The organism is Cytophaga aurantiaca DSM 3654 (assembly GCF_000379725.1).
Lineage (GTDB): Bacteria > Bacteroidota > Bacteroidia > Cytophagales > Cytophagaceae > Cytophaga > Cytophaga aurantiaca.
The window spans coordinates 172084-194474 of sequence record NZ_KB903665.1; the positions used below are offsets into that span (position 1 = coordinate 172084).

The 22391-nt window shown below is 35.6% G+C and carries 20 protein-coding genes and 1 tRNA gene; 11 read left to right on the forward strand and 10 right to left on the reverse strand.

Going from position 1 to position 22391, the window contains the following annotated elements; all coding sequences use genetic code 11:
* The first annotated feature begins 128 nt into the window (after nt 1–128).
* Complete coding sequence (locus tag A3EE_RS0118870) at nt 129–2063, forward strand: OmpA family protein (RefSeq protein WP_018345009.1); 1935 nt, start codon at nt 129–131, stop codon at nt 2061–2063.
* 79 nt (nt 2064–2142) lie between these two features.
* On the opposite strand, the gene A3EE_RS22025 is transcribed toward A3EE_RS0118870, so the two are convergent.
* Entirely contained in the window at nt 2143–2292 is a 150-nt protein-coding gene (locus A3EE_RS22025; protein ID WP_018345010.1) for a hypothetical protein, read from the reverse strand.
* A gap of 322 nt (nt 2293–2614) precedes the next feature.
* On the opposite strand from A3EE_RS22025, the gene A3EE_RS0118880 reads away from it, so the two are divergent.
* A complete protein-coding gene (locus A3EE_RS0118880; protein ID WP_018345011.1) occupies nt 2615–3001 on the forward strand; it encodes a hypothetical protein in 387 nt (128 codons plus the stop codon).
* Nucleotides 3002–3102: 101 nt separating this feature from the next.
* Nucleotides 3103–5022, forward strand: coding sequence for an OmpA family protein (locus tag A3EE_RS0118885; protein WP_018345012.1), 1920 nt, complete (start codon nt 3103–3105; stop codon nt 5020–5022).
* A 188-nt stretch (nt 5023–5210) separates the two neighbouring features.
* Here the strand turns inward: A3EE_RS0118885 and A3EE_RS0118890 are convergent, their stop codons facing one another.
* The 3 genes from A3EE_RS0118890 to A3EE_RS0118900 form a co-directional block, all read right to left on the reverse strand.
* On the reverse strand, nt 5211–5447 hold the full coding sequence (locus A3EE_RS0118890; RefSeq protein WP_018345013.1) for a hypothetical protein: 237 nt from the start codon (nt 5445–5447) through the stop codon (nt 5211–5213).
* Between the two features lie 107 nt (nt 5448–5554).
* Nucleotides 5555–6187, reverse strand: coding sequence for a helix-turn-helix domain-containing protein (locus tag A3EE_RS0118895; RefSeq protein WP_245553867.1), 633 nt, complete (start codon nt 6185–6187; stop codon nt 5555–5557).
* Between the two features lie 570 nt (nt 6188–6757).
* Nucleotides 6758–7258 (reverse strand): hypothetical protein, encoded by a 501-nt coding sequence (locus A3EE_RS0118900; protein WP_018345015.1) that lies wholly within the window; start codon nt 7256–7258, stop codon nt 6758–6760.
* A gap of 66 nt (nt 7259–7324) precedes the next feature.
* Here A3EE_RS0118900 and A3EE_RS0118905 point away from each other — a divergent pair, with 66 nt between their 5' ends.
* On the forward strand, nt 7325–8281 hold the full coding sequence (locus A3EE_RS0118905) for an IS1595 family transposase (RefSeq protein ID WP_245553868.1): 957 nt from the start codon (nt 7325–7327) through the stop codon (nt 8279–8281).
* Between the two features lie 8 nt (nt 8282–8289).
* Complete coding sequence (locus A3EE_RS21920) at nt 8290–8430, forward strand: hypothetical protein (RefSeq protein WP_018345017.1); 141 nt, start codon at nt 8290–8292, stop codon at nt 8428–8430.
* 15 nt (nt 8431–8445) lie between these two features.
* Here A3EE_RS21920 and A3EE_RS0118915 read toward each other — a convergent pair whose 3' ends face one another.
* The 6 genes from A3EE_RS0118915 to A3EE_RS0118940 form a co-directional block, all read right to left on the reverse strand.
* Complete coding sequence (locus tag A3EE_RS0118915) at nt 8446–9129, reverse strand: hypothetical protein (protein ID WP_018345018.1); 684 nt, start codon at nt 9127–9129, stop codon at nt 8446–8448.
* 33 nt (nt 9130–9162) lie between these two features.
* Nucleotides 9163–9384 (reverse strand): hypothetical protein, encoded by a 222-nt coding sequence (locus A3EE_RS0118920; RefSeq protein WP_018345019.1) that lies wholly within the window; start codon nt 9382–9384, stop codon nt 9163–9165.
* Between the two features lie 553 nt (nt 9385–9937).
* Nucleotides 9938–11173 carry an ATP-dependent Clp protease ATP-binding subunit ClpX gene (clpX, locus tag A3EE_RS0118925; protein ID WP_018345020.1) on the reverse strand — a complete coding sequence of 412 codons (1236 nt, stop codon included), beginning with the start codon at nt 11171–11173 and terminating at the stop codon, nt 9938–9940.
* A gap of 98 nt (nt 11174–11271) precedes the next feature.
* Nucleotides 11272–11964, reverse strand: a complete 693-nt coding sequence (locus A3EE_RS0118930; RefSeq protein ID WP_018345021.1) for an ATP-dependent Clp protease proteolytic subunit — start codon at nt 11962–11964, stop codon at nt 11272–11274.
* Between the two features lie 98 nt (nt 11965–12062).
* Nucleotides 12063–13403, reverse strand: a complete 1341-nt coding sequence (tig, locus tag A3EE_RS0118935) for a trigger factor (RefSeq protein WP_018345022.1) — start codon at nt 13401–13403, stop codon at nt 12063–12065.
* A gap of 94 nt (nt 13404–13497) precedes the next feature.
* A tRNA-Leu gene (locus A3EE_RS0118940) sits at nt 13498–13579 on the reverse strand.
* A 255-nt stretch (nt 13580–13834) separates the two neighbouring features.
* Between A3EE_RS0118940 and A3EE_RS0118945 the strand changes: the two genes are divergently transcribed.
* The 6 genes from A3EE_RS0118945 (at nt 13835) to A3EE_RS0118975 (ending at nt 21608) form a co-directional block, all read left to right on the forward strand.
* Nucleotides 13835–16033: a RelA/SpoT family protein gene (locus A3EE_RS0118945; protein ID WP_018345023.1), complete on the forward strand. Its 2199-nt coding sequence runs from the start codon at nt 13835–13837 to the stop codon at nt 16031–16033.
* 39 nt (nt 16034–16072) lie between these two features.
* Complete coding sequence (locus tag A3EE_RS0118950; protein WP_018345024.1) at nt 16073–16567, forward strand: Fur family transcriptional regulator; 495 nt, start codon at nt 16073–16075, stop codon at nt 16565–16567.
* Between the two features lie 59 nt (nt 16568–16626).
* Complete coding sequence (locus A3EE_RS0118955) at nt 16627–16968, forward strand: STAS domain-containing protein (protein ID WP_018345025.1); 342 nt, start codon at nt 16627–16629, stop codon at nt 16966–16968.
* Between the two features lie 4 nt (nt 16969–16972).
* Complete coding sequence (locus tag A3EE_RS0118960) at nt 16973–18268, forward strand: adenylosuccinate synthase (RefSeq protein WP_018345026.1); 1296 nt, start codon at nt 16973–16975, stop codon at nt 18266–18268.
* A gap of 199 nt (nt 18269–18467) precedes the next feature.
* Complete coding sequence (locus A3EE_RS0118965; RefSeq protein WP_018345027.1) at nt 18468–20183, forward strand: carboxypeptidase-like regulatory domain-containing protein; 1716 nt, start codon at nt 18468–18470, stop codon at nt 20181–20183.
* A gap of 510 nt (nt 20184–20693) precedes the next feature.
* Entirely contained in the window at nt 20694–21608 is a 915-nt protein-coding gene (locus A3EE_RS0118975) for a cation diffusion facilitator family transporter (protein ID WP_018345028.1), read from the forward strand.
* The last annotated feature ends 783 nt before the right edge of the window (nt 21609–22391 follow it).

The window sequence follows — 22391 nt, forward strand, 5'->3', positions numbered from 1 at the left end:
CCGACCAATTAATTCTAATCACAGTTGATAAAATCTTTTAGAAAAGCACATATTAAACGCAATACCTTTTTCCTGAAATCAATTTTCAATAAGTTTACCTATATTATGTACTCCTTTACTTATAAAATATGAATAAACTTAAAGTAATAGCAGCAATTTTTACTCTGTTTATCGGTATCTGTGTTAAAGCGCAAACACCATCAGCTGATCTGCACACCAAAAATAAAAAATCAATAGAAGCATATCACCAGGCAGAATTGCTTCAGAAGGAGCGCAGATGGAGTGAAGCAATTAACTTATTGAATACAATTATTCAAAAGGATACAGGTTTTGTGGAGGCATATTTAAAAGCCGGCGGTTTATATATGGCAATGGGTGATAAAACTTCCGCTCGAAGATATTTTAGCAAAGCTTCTGATATGTACCCTTCTGTTAAATCATTTGCAGGAATGTATTTTACTGCTGCAGGATTGAATTATGAAGAAGGAAAGTATGAAAAAGCAAAACGTTATTTTCAACAGTCCCTGGCTGTTCTGCCAACCGATAAAAGAATTGTGGATCAGGCACCTCTTTACATTACTAAATGTGACTATGCAATTGAATTGATGAAGCATCCGGTTGATTTTAAACCGGTCTTAATGGGACCTCCGCTTAATACATTCTTTTCTCAATCTCATCCCGTACTGACAGCAGATCGCCAAACATTGTATTTTACAAAATTGACAGGCTTGTCGCGCCAGGATCAGGAAGATATTCTTGTTTCAACATATAAGGATAATGCATGGACAGAGCCCGTTTCAATTTCTTCAAATATCAATAGTCCTGTTGCAAATGAAGGTACATGTTCCATTTCAATGGACGGGAACTCGCTGGTATTTGTTGCTTGCGGCAAAGCAGATGGGTTAGGTTCATGTGATATATACATATCAAACAAAGTGAATGGAGTATGGTCAAAACCTACCAATGTTGGTTCTGCGATCAATAGTACGGACTGGGATTCACATCCTTGTTTATCTGCAGATGGCCGTACCCTCTATTTTACTTCTGCACGAAAGGGAGGCTATGGGAAAGAGGATATTTATATTTCACATATGAACGATCAGGGTGATTGGCTTCCTGCAGTAAATGCTGGACCTAAAATTAATACCTCGGGCACAGATTATTCTCCTTTCATTCATGCGGATGGTAGAACACTTTATTTTTCCTCAGATGGATGGATGGGGTTAGGGGGCTTGGATATATTTTATTCTTCCGGTTCTGATACTAGCTGGTCCGTACCTAAGAATTTAGGTTATCCGCTGAACACATATCTAAATGATGAAACATTATTTATTACTGTTGATGGAAAAAAAGGATATTATTCCCGTTTTAAAGGTGAAGTGAATTACACCACCGGAATTGTAATGTATGAATTTGATATGCCGGATGCATTTAAACCTGAAAAGTTAAGTACGTTTGCACAAGGTCATATCTATGATAAGCAAACGAAGAAACCATTGGGAGCACGTGTAGAGCTGATTGATATTGCTTCAGGTAAAGTAACACAATCTGTTATGTCTGATAGCATAACAGGACAGTATACGGTTGTTATAACAGAAGGTAAAGAGTATGCGGTATACGTAAATAAAAAACAATATTTATTTGAATCTTTGAACTTTGATTATAGAGTAGCAAAAGACTTCAATCCATTAACCCTGGATGTTTATTTAACACCTATCAAAACCGGATCACATGTAACACTCAATAATATTTTCTTTCCAACAAATTCATATAAGCTGGAAGATAAATCACTTGTTGAATTAAATAAACTGATTGCATTTATTAATCTCAATCCCAATCAACGCATAGAACTCTCCGGATATACCGATAATGTTGGGTCTGCAGAATCCAATATGACGCTATCAACAATGAGAGCAAAAGCCGTATATGATTATTTGATATCAAAGGGGATCAAATCAACATTCATTACCTACAAAGGATATGGAGCAAGCAGTCCGGTTGCAGATAACACAACGGAAGAAGGCCGTCAAAAAAATAGAAGACTTGAAATAAAAATATTGTAACTCCCTTCTCCTGAAGGAGAAGGGTTGGGGATGAGGTATAATAAAAAGGTCCCGTTTACAACGGGACCTTTTTATTATATTAGTTTTGAAAGTTGAACATATAGTCAGACTTTTTCTTCTTAGCTTTTTTGTGACTCTTATGTTTCCCTGCAGGTTTGCCTGGAGCGGCAGAAGCAGCGATTGCTGACAATGCAAAAACTACTGTTAATATGTATACAATCTTTTTCATAGTTCTTAATCGTTTAAGTAATACTAAAATAGAAGTATTTTATCAAAATCCATAATTTAATTTAGATAAATATCTAATATTCAATAAAAAATCTTTGTTTTATTATAAAATTCATGCTTTAATAATATTATTAAAAATAGGAGAGACGCAATTTATTGCGTCTTTTTAATTTATAGTTTGAGCTTCTAATCACTTCCAATGTTATCATTTTCAAAATTCCGAAATGATAACATTGAAAATGAAACGTTTTAATTAGGGTTTCGTTATCTTCATGTAATTGAATGTTATTAAATTGTTAAATAACCATTAAATAATTGTAACCATGAAAAATATAGCCATAATAATCGCTTCGATCTTTTTGTTGGGAACTACCTCTGCATTTGCAGCAAAGAGAGCAACAACTAAGACATCACATAAAAAATCCGCTGCTTCTAAGGTAGAATTGGCAGAAAAAATCAGCAACATGCTTGGATATCCTTCTTACATATTGGATGGAACTAGTGAAGCAGTTATGATATCGTATTCAGTTGATGAAAACAATATCATTCATGTGGGTGAAATTTCGAGTTCCAATATTGCGCTTAAACAATATGTATTAGAGCATTTGGATGGAAAGAAGATGAAGAGAACGCATATGGAAGGCCAAAATGGAGTGATGAAAGTCCATTTTAATGGGAATAAAAACGAGAAACTGCACTTTCAATACTAACCTTTCTAATTAAGAGATACTTAAAAAAGGATGTTGCTATGCAATATCCTTTTTTTTGTCTGTTTATTATATTAACTTGGACTTATATAAGTTAACATAAGATGAGAAAGTATCTAATTGTAGCGTTGTTTTCAGTTTTTTGTGGGAGTGTTTTTGCTCAGGTTATCCCAGGAAATTATGATAAAAATGTTAAAAGAGGAAAAGAACATTATGACCTGGAAGAGTACCACCAAGCACTTCCATTTTTCTTAGAGGCCTGGAAAGTTGATACCACAGATTATAAGCTGGCTTTTAATATTGCTACATGTTATTTCAAAACAAAAAATGAACTGGCTGCTTATCCATACTTGGATAATGCTAAAGTAGGTTCAAAAGATCCCATATTAAAATTTTATTATGCTCGTGCATTTCACTTGCAGCACAAATTTGAATTAGCCATCACACTATATAGAGAATATCAGCAAACTCTGGATCCGGAAGAGCCTGAATACTTTGAAATGCATCAATACATTGCGAACTGCAAAACAGGTATGGAGCTGATCAAAAATCCGGTTAAAGTAAAAATTACAAACCTTGGACCTGTTATCAATTCTGAATACCCGGATTATGCACCAGTAATTTCTGCAGATGAAACAGAATTATTATTTACTTCCCGCCGCGCGAATACAACCGGAGGAGGCAAAGATATGGAAGACGGTATGTTTTATGAAGATATATATCAGTCGAACAGAATTAAAGACAATGAATGGACAGATCCGATTGATATTGGTAACGGAATAAATACAGAATCTCATGATGCTTGTGTTGCCTTATCTCCGGATGGTATGGAACTGATTATGTATCGTCACTCTGGTACAGATGGCGGCGACTTATATTCAAGTAAGGAGCACGGTACTGTATGGGAAAACCCGAAAAGATTAGGTACTACTATAAATACTCCGTATTGGGAGCCAAGTGCATCAATTTCTGCAGATGAAAAATCCATCTTCTTTACAAGTAATCGCAAAGGCGGTTTAGGTGGAACAGACATCTACATGGTGCGCATGAAAGACAACGGTGATTACGGTCCTGCAATTTTATTGGGTCCGTCGATCAATACTCCTAAAGACGAAGACGCACCGTTCATTCACGCAGATGGAAAGACCTTATATTTCAGCTCGAAAGGTCATAAATCTATGGGTGGATACGATATCTTTTATTGTACCATTGACTTAGAAACAGGTGAAGTACTAACTCCGCCTCAGAACATCGGATACCCGATCAATACTGCCGACGACGACGTATTCTTCGTGTGGTCTGCAGATGGGAAAAGAGCTTATTTCTCTTCTATAAGAGAAGGTGGCTACGGAGATAAGGACATCTATGTATTAGAACGTGAAACAGCTAAGAAAGCACCTACGGTTTTATTTAAAGGACAGATCGTTGCCTGCGAAGATAAACATCCGGTAACTGCAACAATCTTTGTGACAGATCTGTCAACACAAAAAATTGTGGGCGTATTCAACTCCAACAGCTTTACAGGTAAATATACAGTCTCTCTTCCGGCAGGGAAGAATTATGGTATTTCAGTTGAAGCAAGCGGGTATTTATTCGAATCCAAAAACATCAACTTCCCTTTAGAAGATGGATACATAGAACTTGTTGATACCATTTGTATGAATAAGCTTAAGATAAATACCTCAATCATTCTGCATAACGTATTCTTTGATGTAGATAAGGCTACACTGCGACCTGAATCCGTTCAGGAGTTGGATAAACTTGTTGAGATTATGAGAAACAATCCGAACCTTAAGATCGAACTTTCCGGACATACAGATTCGGATGGCAATGATGATCACAATATGAAGTTATCAGACAGCAGAGCAAAAGCAGTAGTGGATTACTTAATAGCGAAGGGGATAAACCCAGCCAGACTTACCTGGAAAGGCTATGGGGAAACCAAACCGATTGAACCAAACGACACTCCTGAACACAAACAACAAAATAGACGAACAGAAGTAAAGATCCTGAGCAACGAATAATAGACAGTGGTCAGTAAAAAATACAATAAAAAAGTCTCCTGCAAATTCGCAGGAGACTTTTTTATTGATATGAGCTGGTAAAATCTATTAATTCTGAATAAATCAACTATTGATCAACTTCTTAAAACTTAATACCTATTACTTATAACATACTTCGATTCTGACCACTGACAACTGTCTACTGACTACTAATAATACGTTTTCGGTGCCTTTGGTTTCTTCTTTTTCTTTTCAAACTCCTCATTATTGCCCCTACGTGAAGGCTGGAATTTTTCTAATTCTTTACGTTTGGTTTTGTTCTGTTTGTATTGCTCTTTTAAGGCTTCATCACTCTCCTCATTATATAAAAAATCACTGTTTTCAAGCGTGGTATTTTGATTTTTGTGCTTAACAACTCTGAGTTTCTTTTCAGACTGTAAGGACATAAGTTTATCCTTGCGAGATTTACAAGAACACACTAAAAGAAGAATGATAAAAATTAAACTACTGAACCTTAACATTTTGAATTTTTATTGAAAATTGGTTAAGAATATTAATTCGGATTGAATGTCTCAAATGTATTATCGGAATAAAAGAAGACAATTTTTACGACTTTTTTATCATTTTGAACAGAATTTTCTCTCTGAGTAGCTTCCTGAGTGACTTTAGGAGAGTTTGCAGGGATTTCCTGAGCGCTAGAAGTCGCTTTACCGGCTAATACAGACGGACCTGGAATAACAGCTACAGGTTCATGAATAGGCTGAAGAGGTTCAGCCTTAGGTATTTCTGCGTGTATATGTTCTTTGATCTCTGGTACTGCAGCGAATGTTGGCGCAGATTGAGTGTACATAACTTTTTTAGAGTCTGGAGCATTCGCTTGATCATCATCGGATATAGATGGCTTAGCGATCGGTTGAGCTGCTACAGGCGGTTCTACGCGAAAATTTTCTGCCGGTATTGGCTGTATAGGAGCTACGTCTCCCTTTGTATCGAATAAATCTAATTGTTTCATTGGTCCAGTTCCCATAATTAACCAGGTAGGATTGAGGTCTGAAAAATTGTTTAATATCTTCTGTATAAAGTCCAGGCTGGGTTTATTCCGCCCGGACACCAAATGCGACATACTGGAGCGCTGTACGTCTATTTTATCCGCAAATTCTGAGGCTGTGAGCTCATAATTTTTCATTAGGATAAGGACTCGCTCTACAATTGATTCTTCCATGTTGTAAACTGTATTTACAAATGTAATAGTTTTAATGATTACTTTTGTAACTTTACTATTAAATATTTAAATACCTGAATTACAATTATATACATATGTAATTTACATTTGTAATTACATATGTAAACTTAATTTACAATTGTAATTACAAATGTAAATAGTATTCATATGCATCAAAAACGCACTATTTTATACTATACTACAACAGCAGTGCGTACATTTTACTTTAAATAGTATAGTTTTAAGTATTACTTAACAGACTTATATGAAAAAACAAATCACCAAATACACATTGAAAGTCTGTTTTTACAATTGTAAGAGATATAATCGAATGGATTTGATGTAAAAATTTAACCTGTAAACTGCAATAATTTACATTTGTGTGGGTCTTTATAGAGGTAACTATATACCACTTGGGACTAAATGAGTTAAAGGTCTGAAAAATAACTGGTATGTACTGTTTACATTTGTGAAATAGTTGTATATTTGCATTGATCCTACTTCAAATGAGGGCTTTGAGCGGCGCGACGTAGCTTAGTCTGATGAAGTAGGGTTTGTTTTTTCTAGTAATTCAGCCATCATATCCCTATTTCCAGTAAGCATCTTATCAAGACTTTCAATAACTGCATCAGTTATTTCAAATTCATTTACCTTATTTTTAAATCTAAGAAGTCTCAATTTACTTTTACTCACATATAATTCATGAGCTTCACCTGATGTATCTAGCATCCAATGAGCTAACTTATTTCTAGTAGTCATTAAAAAGGTTAAGTCTTCTGATTTTGATTTATGTTTAATGTAAATTTCATTGTCATATTTTTCCATAACATACCATAAAAGAAGTCTTTTAGGCTCAAAAGCTACATTCTCACACATTATATACTCAAATAGTTCTTTCTTTTTATGTGCTTCGTCACAAAAGTGTCTAGTGAGATATTCATCTATTAACCTTTCAATAAAAATAAATTCATTCAAATAGTGCCCTCTTATCTCCATAGAGTGTATTTGCATTTGTTTTGTTATTTCATCATCCATAATTTAAAAGTTTAGAGGTTCAAACCCCTAACATACAAAAATATATTAAATAATATTAGGTAGTTATTGGGACAAGATGTATATTTGTATCAACAAAACGGTACAATTATGGTAACTCAATTTAAAAGCCTTATTCAACTACTAGACCACTTCGAAGAAGAATCTACTTGTATTCAGTACTTAGTACAGACAAGATGGAGTGGTGGGGCTGTATGTTGCCCTCATTGCGGTAATGAAAAGGTGTATACTACTAACAGAGGCTACAAATGTGCTGATAAGGACTGCGCTAAGAAGTTTACAGTAACAACCGGAACGATATTCGAAAATACTAAGATCTCTTTACGTCTTTGGTTCGCAGCTATCTACTTAGGAACAGCACACAAAAAAGGTATTTCTTCACTTCAATTAAGCCGTGATTTGAATATCACTCAAAAAACAGCTTGGTTTTTACTACACAGAGTACGTGAAATGCTGAATGAAAATGCACCTGAATTATTAGATGGTACAGTTGAGGTTGATGAAACATATATCGGTGGTAAGAATCAAAACCGCCATAACAATAAGAAGAAAGAAAACAGCACTGGTGGAGCTGGCAAAACGCCTGTATTTGGAGTTTTACAACGTGGTGGTGTAGTTCGTGCGCAAGTTGTTAAGAATACAACAGGAGCAACGCTAAAGCCTTTAATCAGAAAGAACGTTAAGTTTGATTCCATTATGGTATCAGATGAAAACAAAGCTTACCACGGTTTATCTTTATACTACGACCACAGAACGATAAATCATAGTGCTAAAGAATACGTTAGAGGCGTTGACTATACAAACACATTAGAAGGGTATTGGTCTTTACTTAAAAGGGGTATTATCGGTATCTACCATAACGTTAGCCCTAAACACTTAAACCGTTACTGCGCTGAATTTAGCTACCGTTATAACACTCGTAAGGTAAAAGATGGTGACCGTTTTGAACTTGCTATCAAAAATGTAAGCGGTAGACGTTTGACTTATTCTAAACTTATTTCGTAACTTGTAGTATGGCAAAAGAGAAAAAAGAACCCAAGAAAAGGGCAGACAAATACGATGCTAAATTGAAGGTGAAGGGGACGTTTGAGGACGTAATTAAAGCCTCGTTTCTGAAACCAAAAAACAAAGACAATAAAAAAGCCTCCGAGTAATCAGAGGCTTTTTTATTATTTAATAGAAATTGAAATATTGTGAAATGTTTTATGGTAAGCCTTTATTACAAACTCGGGCATTTTATGAACTTTTGCAACATCATAATAACTAACAGTACCATCATCTAATATCTCCATAATGGCTGTTGTTGTAATTTCTTGATGGCTAAATGGAAATATTATGTCTATCGCCATTGTAATAGCAGAAAATTCAGTAGAAGATTCATCAGAAAAAGGATCTAAAGAATTACCAAAACTTGCATTATAGGTGTTCTTTATATATTTATCTTGAATATTAACTAAATCAGATATTTGACTTTTAATATCGCAAGGATTATATCCTTTCTGAACACCTTTTTGAGAATCAATATAAAGTTGCATTAATTCTTTGCATATGGTAAAGCGTGTCCAACAATCATTAAGTTTCCCATTAACAATAATTTCAGCAGTATTCCTTTTTACCTTAAGAATTCCATAAACATTACTAGTAGGAAAGTGGTGATACTTTCTTATGATAATCTCCTTAATTGGACTGTTAACTAATTTTAAATGCTCTAATACGATATCAGATAAGGCATTTGTATTTAATTGTAAAATTCCAGGTATTGTTGAAGCTTGATAAATTTCTCCTTCTTTTCTTTTTGATAAATCGTGAGATAGTGTAATGCCACTTCTTACTACATCTAATAAATAAGCCATTAAAAATAAAATTATTGAATATAATCGTAAATATTATTTAGAATGGTGAATAAGCTCCATATCAGAATCTGTAGTATTTTTTATGGCCATAAAGAATGCTCTAGCATCTTCAATTACTGATTCTACTGAAACATTTTTATCAGGTGCAATAAAAAATCTTATAGAATCACAACCATCTTCGGAAGCTAATTTCTCTAATTCTTCAGCATATTGCTTAGAAATAGAATTGTCTATTATTGACGCGCGGTTTTCCATTTTCTTGTAGTTTTTAGTATGCTCAATTTATCTTATGTAAATACTATTTACAATTAGTCTAAATAGTATTTTATAGACTCACAAAATTAATCAATTATAATTGATATCAATATATTTTGATATATAATTACTAAATATATTTAGTATATACTTGACATTTTCATACATCAGATCGCCAGTAAGTTACAACGTATACATGCCGTAATTATTATGTAATTATAGATAAATATTACATAATTTAGTGTAAGTTGATAGTAATTTAGAATATTTATAAACAGGTTAATAAACATTTAACTCCAATTTGAACGAGAGATTACACTAAAGGTTTTGTATAACCTATTCTGCAAATTCCCCTCAAACTACCTTTTACATTTGTAATCTATTCATTTATAATAACTTATTGATAGATAGGCTTTGTCCCAACTGGTATATAGTTACCTTTATAGAGGTAACTATATACCAGTTGGGACCAAAATAGCTGTCTGCATCCGCATAAAACAAAAAAGACCTCTGTATTTCTACAGAGGTCTTTTAAATTCAATATAAACGATCCTTAAGCCACTTTGAGCTTCTTATACTTAGATCGGTCCAACTTTTCTTTTGCGTACTCATACGTCACAACAAACGTCTTTTGAGGGATCTCAGCCGATGGTAGATCAAACATAGCGTCTGTCATGATAGCTTCACAGATAGAACGTAAACCTCTGGCACCCAATTTAAATGCCATTGCCTTTTCTACTATATAAATTAAAGCATCTTTTTCAAACGTTAAGGCAATGTCTTCCATTTTGAACAATTTTTGATATTGCTTTACAATGGCATTTTTAGGCTGCGTCAGAATTTCCAACAGCATTTCCTCATTCAATGGATCCAGATACGATACCAATGGCAAACGACCAATTAATTCCGGAATTAATCCGAAAGTCTTTAAATCTAAGGCTGTTACATACTGAAGAAGATTATCAAAATTGATATCATCCGTGTCATCCTTCGTTTTAAAGCCAATTGGTTGCGTATTTAAACGGTTTGCAATAATTCTGGAAATACCGTCAAATGCACCACCGCATATAAAAAGTATATTCTCTGTATTTATCGCAATCATCTTCTGGTCAGGATGTTTTCTTCCTCCTTGTGGCGGAACATTAACAACACTGCCTTCTAATAATTTCAATAATGCTTGTTGAACACCTTCACCGCTTACATCTCTGGTGATAGATGGATTGTCGCTTTTGCGTGCAATCTTATCGATCTCATCAATGTAAACAATACCACGTTGCGCTGCGTCCACATCATAATTAGCTGCCTGTAGTAAGCGTGTAAGGATGGACTCTACGTCTTCACCTACATAACCTGCTTCCGTCAATACAGTAGCATCTGCAATACAAAACGGAACCTGTAATATTTTAGCTAATGTTCGGGCTAGATAGGTCTTTCCTGTACCGGTTTCGCCAACCATAATGATGTTGGATTTTTCGATCTGTACATCGTCTTCTGCGTTTATTTCGCTTTGCATCAAACGTTTGTAGTGATTGTAAACCGCAACAGACATTACTTTTTTAGCCTCATCCTGTCCAATTACATATTGGTCAAGATGGGATTTCATGTTAGCAGGTTTAATCAGATTAAACTTTGGCTTTGCCTCAAGTGCACTTTTTTGCTTTAGTTCTTCTTGCAAAATATTGTAAGACTGCGTGATGCACTTGTCACACATGTTGGCATGTATGCCGGTGATCATTAATGCGACTTCTTTTTTAGGTCTTTCGCAGAAAGAACAGGTTTGTTGAGCCATGTTTGAATAAATCTATTGTGTTAGGTATAAAGCAGATAAAAGCATGAACACAGTCCATGCTTTTATCTGCTTTAAGTAATTTTAAAAGGAAGGATGAATTAGCTTCTTACCAATACTTCATCAATGATGCCGTATTCTTTTGCTTCCGCTGCTTTCAACCAATAATCACGATCTGAATGTTTTTCGATCGTTTCAATATCTTTTCCTGAGTGCTTAGCTAAAATTGCATACAATTCTGCTTTCAGTTTCAATATTTCGCGGGCTGTAATTTCAATATCAGATGCTTGTCCTTGTGCACCGCCTAATGGCTGGTGAATCATGATTCTTGAATGGGGAAGTGCTGAACGTTTTTTATCCGCACCACCGCAAAGCAATACAGCGCCCATAGATGCTGCAAGACCAACACATGTTGTAGATACATCCGGATTGATGTAATGCATGGTATCGTAAATACCCAAACCTGCATATACAGAACCACCCGGACTGTTGATATACATCATGATGTCTTTCTTCGGATCAACTGATTCAAGGAACAACAACTGTGCATTCACCACGTTCGCTACGTAATCGTCAATTCCTGTACCCAGGAAAATAATACGGTCACCCATTAAACGAGAGAAAACGTCAATTACTGTTGCACGCATCTGGCGTTCTTCAACAACATTTGGAGTCATACCAACAATGTAGTTCGGCGCAATGCTTTGTATTTGATTGATATAGCTGTCAACGGCAAGGCTACTGATTCCCTGATCCTTTACAGCAAATTTTCTGAATTCGTTCTGGTTGATCATTCTGGTTTGGTGTTTTAAATGGTATACGTTGTACAAATGTAAAAAAAAAGTCCTTTTAACAAAGGACTTCTTTTCATTGTAACACAAATCGTGAATAATTAGTTTGCTTGTACTAATTTTTCAAATTCATCTACGCTTATTTTTTTTGTTTTGAAGCTTATTTTTGATTCAATAAGTTTTAAAACTTTATTGTAATATACTTCTTCAAACGTACGGTTGTAGTTTTTGCCGTTCTCTGCAGATAGATAGTTATCAGCAAGTTTGTTCATCGTTTCTTCCATCTCTTCAGATAGGGAAGTCATACCACCAAATTGCTGCATGAACAATTCTTTTGTGCGTTGGATTACTTCTGAATGCTCAACTTTTACATCGTTATCTTCACCGATTTTGTTACGGATCAACAACCATTTTAAGTCGTCCTGATATAAATTGAGGTCTTTATCGATTTGTTCAGCAGAGATTTTTCCTTCGTTATTTACCAAAAGAAAACGCTTTAAAAACGCTTCAGATATTTCAACTTTTGTGTTCGCTAAGAACTCTTTACGTACGTCTCTTGAAACCAATACTTCAGCTTCACGATTGTAATTCTGAGCAATTGTTTCTTCTAATTTTTTATTGAATTCTTCTTCAGAAGCTACTGCTCCAGGTCCGAATATTTTATCGAAAAACTCCTGATTGATTTCAGCAGGGAACGAACGACGGATACCAGTGATTGTGAAAGAGAATTTACCTGAAGTTGTTTCAGCTTCTTCTTTTGTTAATCCCGTTACGTGTGCAATAGAAGATTTATCCGTAAATGCTTTGTCAATATCAAACTCAATTACATCACCTGTTTTTTTACCGATGAATTTCTTTAACTCCGCTTTTTCAACTTTTTCCGTTGGGATCATTGTTGATGTAGCAAACTCAGTTGTTAAAGATTTCAATTCACCATTCACGTAATCACCTTCTTCAACTTTCTCAGCTTCATCCATTTTACCTTGCTGGCGACGGATGTTGTCTAATGTTTCCGCAACGCGTTTTGGATCAACCTGAATTTCGTATTTGCTTACGTTAACCTTATCAGATAATTCGTATTTGAATTCCGGTATTAAGCCGAGATCATAAAAGAATTCATATTCTGAAGCGTTCTCCCAATCAATTTTTGCAGCCTGAGCCTGATCAGGTAATGGAAATCCGATGATATTCAGCTTCTCATCTTTGATGTATTTACTTACAGATTGAGTTAATAATTGATTGATCTCATCAACTTTCAAGCTCTTTCCGTACATTCTTTCAACTACACTCGTTGGTACTTTTCCTTGTCTGAAACCTTTCAAGGAAACTTTTTTACCATATTCTTTCAACTTATTTTTAACGATAGGCTGATAATCATCGGCTTTGATTGTTACTTTTAATGTAGCAGCTGTAGAGCCTTTTTTGTCTAATACGATTTCCAAGGTAGTAGATGGGTTTAGTTTAAGATGAATTACAAATAAATACAAAACCCCCGCTTGTAGCAAGCGAGGGTTTCAAAACATGTTGGTGTTTGTGTGCGGATGGAGGGACTCGAACCCCCATGCCTCGCGGCGCTAGATCCTAAGTCTAGTGCGTCTACCAATTTCGCCACATCCGCTTTTAAAGTTATGCTTCTTCTAAGCATTTTTCCGTCCTCATTGCTGATTTGGGACTGCAAACTTAGAATAATTTTTTTAATAATACTACTATACATTCAAAAAAAATATTTTAAACAGTTGATAATTTTCAGGGGGTATTTTTGTTACTTGGAACATTAATTACGTACAAGGCTGTTATGAATGTGTGATGAGTAAAGCTGAAACTGCTTATCTATTGAATAACAATTAGTAAGGTATTATTAGTCGGTGGAGTTATGGTGATTGATATTGAAAAAGAAAATAAAGAAATAATCAAGAGGTATCGTTTGTTACTTCGGACTGCTAAACCCATACTGAAGGAAGGCGATGCTAAAATTATAAAAAAAGCTTTTTTTACATCCGTGCAGGCGCATAAAGATATGCGTCGCAAATCGGGTGAACCTTATATATACCATCCCTTAGCCGTTGCTCAGATTGCTGTTGAAGAAATCGGTTTGGGTACAACATCCATTATTGCTGCTTTACTGCATGATGTAGTAGAAGATACGCACTTGGAATTACGAGACATTGAAAGAGATTTTGGCTCTAAAGTGGCCACCATCATTGATGGCTTGACAAAGATCTCCGGTGTGTTTGAACACGGAAGCTCGCAGCAGGCAGAGAACTTCAGAAAAATGATTCTGACACTCTCTGAAGATGTCCGCGTTATCCTCGTAAAACTTGCCGATCGCTTACACAACATGCGTACGCTTGAAAGTATGCCGCGTGATAAGCAGTTAAAGATTGCTTCTGAAACCATGTACTTGTATGCACCTCTGGCGCACCGTCTGGGTTTATATGCAATTAAATCGGAACTGGAAGATCTGTATTTAAAATATACCGATACCGAACGCTATAACTTTGTTGCAGATAAGGTAGCAAAGTCTGATGCCGCCCGTGAGAAAACTACCAAAGATTTTGCAGGTCCGCTTGAACTTCCTTTAAAACGTGCCGGCTTAAAATTCAAAATCAAAGGCCGCACAAAATCTATCTATTCCATTCATACTAAGATGCAGCAACAAAACATTCCCTTTGAAGAGGTGTATGATTTGTTTGCGATCCGTTTGATCCTGGAGGCAGAACCAGAAGAAGAAAAAAGTGTTTGCTGGAAAGCGTATTCGATTGTAACCGATTTTTATAAACCGAACCCCGATCGTTTAAAAGACTGGGTGAGTACACCCAAAGCGAATGGGTACGAATCATTGCATACAACGGTAATGAGCAAAACCGGACAATGGGTAGAAGTGCAGATTCGTACAGATCGTATGGATGACATTGCAGAGAAAGGGTATGCGGCCCACTGGAAATACAAAGAAGACAAACCTGTAGCTAAAGATTCGGGTATTGAAGACTGGATCCGTAAGGTGCGTGAATTGATTGAAAACAATGACTTCTCTGCTCTTGAATTTGTAAATGAATTCAGACAGAATTTATTTAGCGAAGAGGTATTTGTATTTACACCAAAAGGCGATTTAAAAACGCTGCAGTTTGGTGCAACAGCCTTGGATTTTGCATTTGAAATTCATACAAAAATAGGTGAGCACTGTCTGGGTGCAAAAGTGAACCAGAAGCTTGTTCCCTTGAGTTATCAATTAAATAACGGAGATCAGATTGAAATTCTTACTTCGGCCAAACAAAAACCTTCCGAAGACTGGCTGAAATTTGTTGTCACATCGAAGGCAAGAACAAAGATAAAAGAATCCCTAAAAGAAGATAAAAAGACAATTGCTCAGGATGGTAAAGCAATGGTTGAGCGCAAGTTGAGCCATTTGAAAATTCCTCTGAACAATGAAACCATCAATAAAATGTTGTTGTTGTTTAATGTGAAAACACCGTTGGAGTTTTACTACAACGTTGCAAAAGACATTATACAGCCGAGCCAGCTGAAGCGTTTAAAAGAACCCGAGAAAAAACCGGAACCTTCTAAACGTGTCATCGATGTTGAACACGATAAAAAGTCGGCGGTCGTAAAAGGGGCCGATAAAGACATGATCTTGATTGGTGACAATCTGGATAAAATAGATTATACCTTAGCCAAATGCTGCAATCCCATTCCGGGAGATGAAGTATTTGGTTTTGTAACCGTAAGTGAAGGCATCAAAATACACCGTACAAATTGCCCGAATGCAATTGAATTAATGTCGCAATACGGTTACCGCATTGTAAAAGCAAAATGGACTTCTCAGAAGGAATTGGCTTTTTTAACAGGCTTAAAAATTGTTGGTGCCGACCGTGTTGGTATTATAAACGATGTCACCAAAGTTATCTCTACACAATTAAAAGTAAATATACGCTCCATTACAATTGATACAGATGATGGTATTTTTGAAGGGACAATGATGGTATTTGTAAACGGTACAGAACACTTAAACACCCTCATTTCCAAGCTGAAAGAGATTTCTGATATCATTAGTGTGTCTCGTATAAGTGGTTGATTTGGAATAAGAATCCCTTTATTCGTATATTTGATACTTATGTCATCATTAGAAGAGTTATTATCGCAGGTTAAAAAGATATTTACAGCATATCTTGAAAATAAGAGTTTGAGAAAAACTCCTGAGCGATTCGCAATTTTGGAAGAAATTTACTCAAGAGTGGGACATTTCGATGTAGAGAATTTATACATCAGTATGAAAAACAAGAACTATAGAGTGAGCCGTGCTACAGTCTATAATACGCTTGATATTCTGGTGGAATGCGATTTGGTTACGAAGCACCAGTTTGGTAAAAATCTTGCTCAGTACGAACGTTCTTTTGGATACCGTCAGCACGATCACCTGATCTGTACAGATTGCCATAAAGTAGTTGAATTCTGCGATCCGCGTGTATACAACATTCAGACAATGGTAGGTGAGTTGTTACATTTTAATGTAATGCACCATTCACTTATTTTATATGGAGCCTGCACCAACAGTACATGCGAGAATAAAAAAAATAATGAGCCTGCAAAAAATCAAATAGAAAGTTAATTCAGCTTTTCTATTTTTATTCCGGATAAAATAAATCGATTTATAAATCAACATAATACATGAAATACAATACTTATATCAAAGAAAATATCTTGTTCCTTCAATTAGAAGGCGATTTGATAGGCGAAAGTAATGGTTTAGAATTAATGGACTTAGTGAGTGAAAAATTGAACGACAATATCAATCGTTGTGCAATTGATCTGGCATTGGTTCGCTACATGAACAGCAGTGGTATTGGTGTATTAATTACCTTATTGACAAAGTTCAGAAACAAAGGTGGAGAGTTGGTTTTGATCAACCCATCTGAACAGATCAAAAAATTATTGATCATCACAAAATTGAATTCAATTTTTGTGATTGTTGACAACGAAGCAGAAGCATTACAGAGATTAACAAAATAAAGAAATGGCAGTTGATGTATTATTGGGGTTGCAGTGGGGCGACGAAGGTAAAGGTAAAGTGGTTGATGTGCTTGCACCTAAGTATGATTATGTTGCGCGTTTTCAAGGCGGACCTAATGCCGGACATACGCTGATATTTGATGGACACAAAATCGTTTTACACCAAATACCATCGGGTGTATTTCGTTCCAATATTACCAATCTTATTGGTAATGGATTAGTATTGGATGTAATTGCTTTATTTGAAAAAGAAATCGATAAGCTTACTGCTTTTGATTTAAATCTGAATAAAAATTTATTTATATCTAAAAAAGCTTCTTTAATTCTGCCTTCACATGTAGAGTTAGATACAGCTTACGAAGCCGCTAAAGGAGCTAATAAAATTGGATCAACCCTTCGTGGTATTGGGCCAACATATACGGATAAAGTTTCCAGACAAGGCCTACGTGTTGGGGATATTCTTAGTCCGAATTTTATGGACAAGTATACAAAGTTGGTAAATGCTCACAAGCAAATATTAGACTACCACAAGCATGATTATTCAGCGATGAAAGATCGTGAAGCGTTATTCTTCAAATACATTGAACGCCTGCGTACAATGAATTTGGTGGACAGCGAATACTTCATTAATGATGCTATTCAAAAAAAGAAAACGATTCTGGCTGAAGGTGCTCAAGGCTCTTTATTAGATATTGATTTTGGTTCATATCCGTTTGTTACATCTTCTAGCACCATGGTTGCAGGGGCATGTACAGGTTTAGGTATTGCACCAAAACACATCGGGAATGTTTTCGGTATTTTCAAAGCATATTGCACACGTGTAGGTAGTGGACCTTTCCCTACTGAATTAAACGATGCCGTTGGCGAAGAAATTCGTAAGCAAGGGAATGAGTTTGGCTCAACTACTGGTCGTCCGCGTAGATGTGGCTGGTTGGATTTACCTGCATTGAAATATGCATGTATGATCAACGGTGTATCACATTTATTGATGATGAAAGCAGATGTGTTGAATGTATTTGAAGAACTTCAGGTATGTACACACTATAAATTAGCAAATGGCGAAGTGATCGACACCTTGCCATATGATATGTGTTCAGAAGAATTAACTCCGGTATACAAAACATTAAAAGGCTGGAATCAGAATCTTGCACACTGTGAAACCTACGATTCACTTCCAAAAGAATTGTTAGACTACTCAGCATTCATCGAAGCTCAATTGGGTTTACCAATCACATTGATCTCGATTGGCCCGGATCGCAAAGAAACCCTGATCAAAGATTTCAGTTTCATTACAGCGTAACTATTAGTAAAAGATTAATGAAAGCGCTTTTTATTTCCTTTATAGAGAAGTAGAAAGCGCTTTTTATTTTTGTTGAGTAACTAGCTACTGACTCAATCATTTATAATTGACTAGATTTTCAAGCATGAGAAGTATAAATCTGTATCAATTATTTAGTATCTTTTTTCAATTTCTTAATTATGTTATTAAAGTTCATTTTATGAAACACACAGTATTTGTTATTGTATGTATGGTATTATCTGCATATACGTTTGCTCAGACAACAGAAATGAAAGCAGGGTATACAAAGCTTATCCTAACTGTTAAAGATGCGAAAGGCGATCCTATAGCAGATAAAAAAGTCCGCTTGGTTAATACAGATCTTTCAGTTACTAAAGAAGCGAATACAGACACAGCAGGCATGGTTACTTTTGAAGGAAAAGTAAATTCCAATTATGCTCTCTATTTTGGAAATGGAAATGTTCCTCAGACATTTTTCATACCTACAACACCTTATCAGGAGTTTGAAATCCCAATTATTTATGATCCATTACAATCAGAAAAAATAGTACCAAGCGCGAATGAAGTACTTCTAAATATCAGTTTGGTAGATTTTTCAATGATGCCACTTTCAAAATCCATCACATTTGAGAATAAAGTTACCAAACAAAAATACGCTGTTACTACCGATACCAAAGGAGTGGGGCAAATATTGGTTCCAAAAGGAGTTGACCTAATCGTGCATTTTAAAGAAGCGCCTGATTATTCTATATTACCGATACCTGCCCAGGGTGGTATAATCTATAATTACACAATGAAGTTTTCGTCAAATCCTAGTTGGAAAAAATTCCCATCCAATACTATGGGACTAATTAATTTTATATTCACAGATCTGAATGGCAACCTTGTTGCCGGTGAAACATTTACAGTAACTACTGCAAGTAATCCTGCCATCTATACTTGTAAAACGGACGCGAATGGTTTTGCTCAGGTGCTTGTGCCATTGGGCTTTCAATATACCCTGAGTCAGCTACATAATCCTGGGTTTAAAAATATTATAGTGAACAAATTAAATCCTTCAGATGCGTATATTATTAATGTCGACTACATATTTATTACTGAGGCGCAACGAAAAGAACGAGAGGAACTCCGATTGCGAATGGCTAAAATCAGAGATTCCATTGCAGCAGCTAATCCCAGCTTGTATAATTATTCCATCAATGTAAATCAGCTTGCAGGTATTGAAAATTCCGGTGAAAATTATACTAAGAAATTGGCAAAGGATCCTGATATCTTTATTAAAGATCAGAAAACAGTATTAGCTGTTTTGAACCGATTCAGAATTCAATGGAAAAGTAAGATTATTGTAGTAGATGTGACGGGCAGTATGTCACCTTATATGAGTCAAGTAGGGATTTGGATGGTGATGCAAAAGATGCAGAATGAAACCAATCGTTACGTGTTTTTTAACGATGGGGATCAAAAATGGGATGCCCAAAAAACAGTTGGTAATACTGGAGGAATTTATACCATTAAATCGAATAATTTGCAGGATGTATTCATTCAAATGAGTATTGCACAGTCAAAAGGTAGCGGTGGTGATTCTCCGGAAAACGATGTAGAGGCTCTAATTATGGCCGAAAGCCTTCGTAATGATGTATCAGAAATCATTTTAGTTGCAGACAACTACAGCGACATGCGTGATTATGCACTCATCAAACAGTTGAAAATTCCTGTACGGGTAATAGTTTGCGGTGCATTAGACGCATATAGTGTGAACGAGCAATATATAAACCTTGCCTACAAAACAGGTGGTTCTATACATACTCTTACCGAAGATATTATGGATTTGGCAAAGAAAAACGATGGTGATACGATTACAGTTTCTGGAAAGAAATATGTGTTGCGTAACGGGGAATTCTTTTTGATTCAGTAAAGTTTCATAGTAGAAAAGACTCTTACACATTTGTATTACATGATTTTGTTTGTAGCTCTTCGGGATTTGTAATCCACTGTGGTTTAGTTAACGTTAAAGAATAGTTTCTACTTAAATTATTGTTGTGATTTAGTAATGCCCAACGGCCTCATTTCAAATTGCGTTAAGAAATTTTGGTTCATGGAGCTTTTTGAACGCTACAACTAGTCCTTTTTCAGGACGGTTTTGTAGCGTTCGCGGAATGAACCAAAATTTTAGCCTATGCATCATAGCCTGTCCCGCCTTAGCGGGAGCAAAAGAACGGAAGAATCAAAAAGAAAGATAATCACGGGTAAGAAAGGAGAACTGTTCATGTCTAATTATAGCTTAACTAAACGACATTGGATTTGTAATCCCGAAGCCAGATAAAAAGGATTTACAACCCTTCTTCCAACCAAACCTTTAAATTCAACCACGACCATATGATTTAAATTAAATAAACCGTATTTTAATGTATCATCATTGCAGCTTATGTCAGAACACAATCACGACCACCACCATAATCATTCCGTTGTACTGACTCACGTCAACACCGCTTTTATTGTAGGCATCACACTCAATTTTTTATTTGTACTGATAGAAGTTATCGTCGGACTTTCCATTCATTCATTATCGCTACTTTCAGACGCAGGACATAACCTGGCAGACGTTGGCTCACTGGCTTTATCATTGCTGGCGTTCCGAATGTTAAAAGTCAGAGCAAACGAAAATTATACCTACGGATACCGCAAAACATCCATACTGGTAGCCTTGTTTAATTCTATGGTGTTGATGGTTTCAATCGGTGCCATCATCTACGAAGCAGCACACCGTTTCTTAAATCCCGAACCCATGCCGGGCAAAACCATTGCCATTGTTGCCGGTATTGGTATTGTGATCAATGCAGCAACAGCATTGATGTTTCTGCGCGATAAAGACAAAGACCTCAACGTTAAAAGTGCCTACTTTCATTTGATGAGCGATGCACTTGTTTCATTTGGACTAGTGATCGGTGGTATCATCATGTTCTACACGCAGTGGTATTGGATTGATAGTGCATTGAGTATGCTTGTAGCTGTTGTGATTCTTTTCAGTACCTGGAAATTGCTGAAAGACAGTTTACGTTTATCCTTAGACGGTGTACCTGAAAACATTCATGTCGATGATATAAAAACTGCCGCACTTAAAATAGCAGGAGTAAAGGACTTGCACCACATTCATATCTGGGCAATTAGTACCACAGAGAATGCACTTACCGCTCATCTGGTATTGCAGAATGAAATTACAATTGACGAAGAAAACAAAATCAAACACGAATTGAAACATAAATTGGAACACCTGAACATTCATCACATCACACTCGAAACCGAAAGAGAAAACGAATTGTGCAAAACCCAAGTATGTTAAACTTGTATGCGATTCAGATCTGCATAGCCTACGTTTTAAACTGTGGGGCTAAATAAATGTACCCTGAAGTATGGTTTAAGTATGCCGATAGTATGAGGGTAGTATGCGTTAAGTATGGATATAGTATGAAGTATGTATGAATAGTGTATGGATAGTGTATGGATATACCCACTCATTAGTATGACATTAGTATCAGCAACGTATGAAAAGTATATATTTAGTACGGACAGATCTTTTAAAAACTCTTGTTTTCATTTCTCCACAGATCCTAATTAATGATGAAGATTCATTTTTTACATTTAATTCATAATTCATAATTCATAATTCATAACTCATAATTCATAACTCATAATTATTTTAAAATTATTCTTATTGAACTTGAATAGGTTAGCTTAAATCAACCTTTATTTAGTAGAATACGCTTTGCCATTTAAGATATTTTTAGCAATTTTGAAACCCGATAAAAACAGAAGGTGTATCGGAAAGTTGAAATCGACAAGTTTTTAAATGTTAATAGATTGTTAAGACAAAGTTATTAACAGTACTTGTTTGGAATAAAAAAGTAGTTACCTTTGCAGCCCGTTAGATTGTAAACGGGAATAAAAGTTGATCAGACGGAAGGTTTGATTGAGATTGAAAAAAAGGAGTTAGGTAAGGCAGCGATGTTTGACTAATTACAATTCGGAAGCNGGAAGCTGAAGAAAAAGTTCTTTGAGGTATTGGATAAATAAAATAGTGGACTATTAAATAATAATTGGAGCCTAGGACAGACAAATCGTTTTT